The organism is Winogradskyella sp., from assembly GCF_013213975.1.
GTDB lineage: Bacteria > Bacteroidota > Bacteroidia > Flavobacteriales > Flavobacteriaceae > Winogradskyella.
On record NZ_JABSST010000135.1, the window covers coordinates 1 to 4101 of the forward strand.

General features: G+C 30.6%; 3 protein-coding genes. All 3 read left to right on the forward strand.

Annotated elements, in window-relative coordinates; genetic code table 11:
• Positions 1-228 precede the first annotated feature (228 nt).
• Entirely contained in the window at positions 229-936 is a 708-nt protein-coding gene (locus HRU49_RS14195; protein WP_296358312.1) for a thioredoxin family protein, read from the forward strand.
• 236 nt (positions 937-1172) lie between these two features.
• A complete protein-coding gene (locus HRU49_RS14200) occupies positions 1173-2174 on the forward strand; it encodes a TlpA disulfide reductase family protein (protein WP_296358314.1) in 1002 nt (333 codons plus the stop codon).
• Between the two features lie 201 nt (positions 2175-2375).
• A complete protein-coding gene (locus HRU49_RS14205) occupies positions 2376-3536 on the forward strand; it encodes a TlpA disulfide reductase family protein (protein ID WP_296358316.1) in 1161 nt (386 codons plus the stop codon).
• The last annotated feature ends 565 nt before the right edge of the window (positions 3537-4101 follow it).

Sequence of the window (4101 nt, forward strand, 5' to 3'; positions counted from 1 at the left end):
AATAAATCGCTGACTGAATTTACTCAAACTCAAAAAAAAGGAAAAAGAAATAAGACGCATTAAAACAACGAATGCCAACAATGTATAACCGCAATTACGGCGGATTCGACTACGTCCGAATCCACTCGGAATTGCGAGCGTCAGTACTTAATCTAAAAATAGTAATTTAAAACCCGTAACTGTCGGTTATACGAACCGTTGTAAACAATTTAAATCAAACATTATTTAATGGATAAAATTATTTTAGTTTTAATTTCACTTACCATATTACAATCATGTAAGAAAGATGAAAATCAGACATACGATGAAAGAAAATTATTTGCAGACACTGAAGCTCAAATAAAAAAATATCGTGAAGATGCTCAAAAATATTGGGATTTAAACGATGCAGAAAATGCTATGAAATATGACGACTCAATAAAATTATTTATTAGAGACAGTTATATTGATAATTATAAATTTATTACCGTAGATAGTTCAATCTACAATACATCTAAAAGAAAAAAGCCACTATTTTTACAAGTAACAGCATCTTGGTGTGCACCATGTAAATTTGAAGTGCCTTCACTTAATAAAATTGTTGAGAAATATAGTGATAAAGTTGATTTTGTACTACTTTTTTGGGATTCTCAAAAAGAATTAGAGAAATTGGCACAAGATTATAATAGAAATATTTTTTTAATTCCCTCTCAAAAAAAACAGCCAGAACCAACAACAATTGAAATCGCAGGTTTTAAGCACATTACTGGATTCCCAACCAATTATTTAATTTCAATTGATGACCGCATTATGAAAATTTCAGAAGGAGCTGTGATACCTGCTACATACACTGATAGAAGTGGCAAAGAGATTACCATCACAGAAGATGAAGCAAAAAAAATGAACTACGAAAGACTTGAAAGGGAAATCAAAGAGCTTTTAAATACATCAGTATAAAACTCTATTAAGGAAGTTTATATATTAATTATATGATAAATCCACGCAAATTAATATTTATATTTTTTTTCATAACAGCTTGTCAAAATACTGATAAAAATACGAGCGTCTCAATAATAAATGGAATTACCAACGAAACTTTTAAAGACAAAACACTGTATCTTCAATACTTTTATAAAGATTCACTAATAACAAAATCAACAAAGGTAGATTCAAAAGGTATATTTAAAATTCATTTGGATAGTATTAGAGTACCTACAGAAGCTATAATCACAAATGACACAACAAACTTTGCCCCTAAAGTAAACATCAACAATCAATTTTTTAATAAATTTTTATTTCAATTTGGCTCAAATTCTGTTCCTGTTCAATTTGGTAAGAAGATAGATTTTAAAATGTTTATTTTGGAAAAAGGTTCTGTGAATGTTAATATTTCTGATTCTATTTACAATAGTAAAATTGAGATATCAAAACTAAATACAGAACTTGAAAAATTTGAAAATAGTTTAAATTCTACAATGAAAAAATACAATGACCACAAAAACAATGGAATTGACATAACCAAATTAGAGGATTTTAAAATTATAGATAGTTTGAGTAACGCTTATACTGCCATATGGAGTGAAAGACAGAGAGTTTACGGAAATTATATTTTGGCAAACCCGAATTCTGAAATAAGTCTTTTTGCCTTGAAATATCAATATGGTGGAATTAATACCGATGTCGTTCGATTGTACGAAACGTTAGGCGATTCTGTGAAGTCAAGTGATTTCGGCAAAACACTAAAAAATGGAATAACTGCATTTAAAAAAAGAATTAAGAAAAGACTTTCCCAAAACGATATCGTAGAGAATTTTAAATTAAAAGATATTAATCAAAACGAAGTGTCTCTCTATAATATAAAATCAAAATACATTCTGTTAGATTTTTGGGCTTCTTGGTGTGGACCGTGTAGAAAAGAAAATAAAAATATTAGTAAATATTATGATAATTTTCAAGAATCAAACTTTCAAATTGTTGGTGTTTCTGTGGATAATAACCGAGAGAATTGGGAAAAAGCTTTAGCTGATGATAAAGTAAATTGGATTTCATTATGGGATGCTGACAAAAAAATAAATGACCAGTTTGGAATTGTTTCTTATCCAACAAATTATTTGCTTGATAGTGATTACAAAATCATCGATTCCAATCTGAATGCAGAGAAATTAAAATCTAAATTAAATGAACTATTAAAATAAAAAACTGTTTACAACAATGGCTATAAGTAATTGCTTGTTCTCGCCTACTTCTGAAAATCCTAGCGGATTTTCAGTTTGGTGATTACTTGTAAAGTTAAGTGCTATCCCGATAGCTATCGGGACACGCAACTACTCATAGCCGAGACCGTTACCATACATTTAGGCGATATTATGAAAAAGGCAATTCATTTAATATTTTTTTTGACAACATTAAATGTATATAGTCAAGAATCTAATATTGAGATTCTACAAAACACTATTACTAATCTAAACAACATTGAAAGCGTTTTTTATACCTCAAGATTTGAAGGCAACGAAAGTGAGGTTACTTATATACACAGTGAAGATTCAATTTTCTTCCTATTCGATAATTTCAACAAAAGTTCAACACCAAAATATCGCATAAAGAACGTGGATTCGGAACTGATTTTTGATGGTAAAAATCATATTCAATCTATGGTTATTGAAAAAGTGATATTGACTGGAGGTTCTCGAAATCCCAATAATCCATTATTACTAACACTTTTCCCTATTAGGGAGCTTTTACCTCAATTGATTAATAATGAAAATGTATTAATTGAAAGAAAGGATGATATTACATTTAACGGACAAAAAAACTATGTATTTGACGTGTTATTAAAAAATAGTGTTATTGATTGGGAGCAACTTAAAATAAACACATTTGATAAAGCTGATGTAAATTTCAACACATATACCATAATCATAAATAAATCTAATTATTTACCAAGCAAAATAATAATGCCAAATGGACCTACAGGTTCAATGAGTAGAACCATTGAGAACTTGAATTTTAATTACCAGATTGACGATAGGACTTGGACTGGGGATTTGCTTCCAAAGAATTATACAAGGATTACTTTGCAGGACTATTTCAAGCGAATGCAAGAAAATATGACATTACAATCAAAAGAAAGTCAAACAAATAGTGAAAAACAAAAACTTGATGATTGGAAGATTCCAGATTTAGCGACTGATAAATTAGTTGACTTTTCACAATTTAGAGGCAAAGTTGTTTTACTAGAATTTTGGTTTAAGTATTGCGGTCCTTGCGTTAAAGCTGTACCTGAGCTTAATGAATTGAGCAAGAAATACAAAAAGGATGAGTTTTTGCTCTATGGTGTGGAATTTAGAGAAAATTTTCCAAAAGCTGATTTACAAAAATATGTTTCCAAAATAAAAATAGATTACCCAGTACTATATAAAGGAAAAGAACTAGCTAGCAAATATTCAGTTCAAGCTGCACCTACATTTATGATTATAGATAAAGAAGGTAAAATTGTTTATTTGGAGTCCGGATTTGACAAGGAAAGAATTGAGACTATTATTAAGGAAAGTTTATAAAAACGTATGGTAACAATGGCTATAAGTAATTGCTTGTCCTTTCCTACTTCTGAAAATCCTCGCGGATTTTCAGTATGGTGTGTACTTGCTAAGTTAAGTGCTAACCCACGCAACTACTCATAGCCGAGACCGTTAGCGACAATGTACTTCTCGCCTAGTTTTGTTTCTATTCGCGCAGCGATTTTTTTTTTTTGATTTTTAAGTAAGCACTTTCAGCAAAACGTAAACTCTAAAAACTAAACTTGACGTCGGACTTGTTCTCCATCCGCCAAATCCTAGATGTTGCGATCTGCGTCGCTCGCCAGCTACATTGCGTCGGACTGAATAGCTGAACGGCTTTTGTTAGCGGTAATTAAAAAACACTGTCGCTAACAATACCTATAATTCATTACGGCGGAATTTCCCGTCGGAAATTCCCTGCATTTTTGCTATCTTTCGGTTTACGTCGGAATGACACTGCGTGACATTCCGTAACAAACCATAGCTTAACCGTTACCATACATTTAGGCGATATTATGAAAAAGGCAATTCATTTAATATTTTTTTTGACAACATTAAATGTATA

Bases quoted from the DNA above. Each gene is read 5' to 3' on its own strand.
- HRU49_RS14195 (WP_296358312.1), top strand. From the start codon at position 229: ATGGATAAAATTATTTTAGTTTTAATTTCACTTACCATATTACAATCA.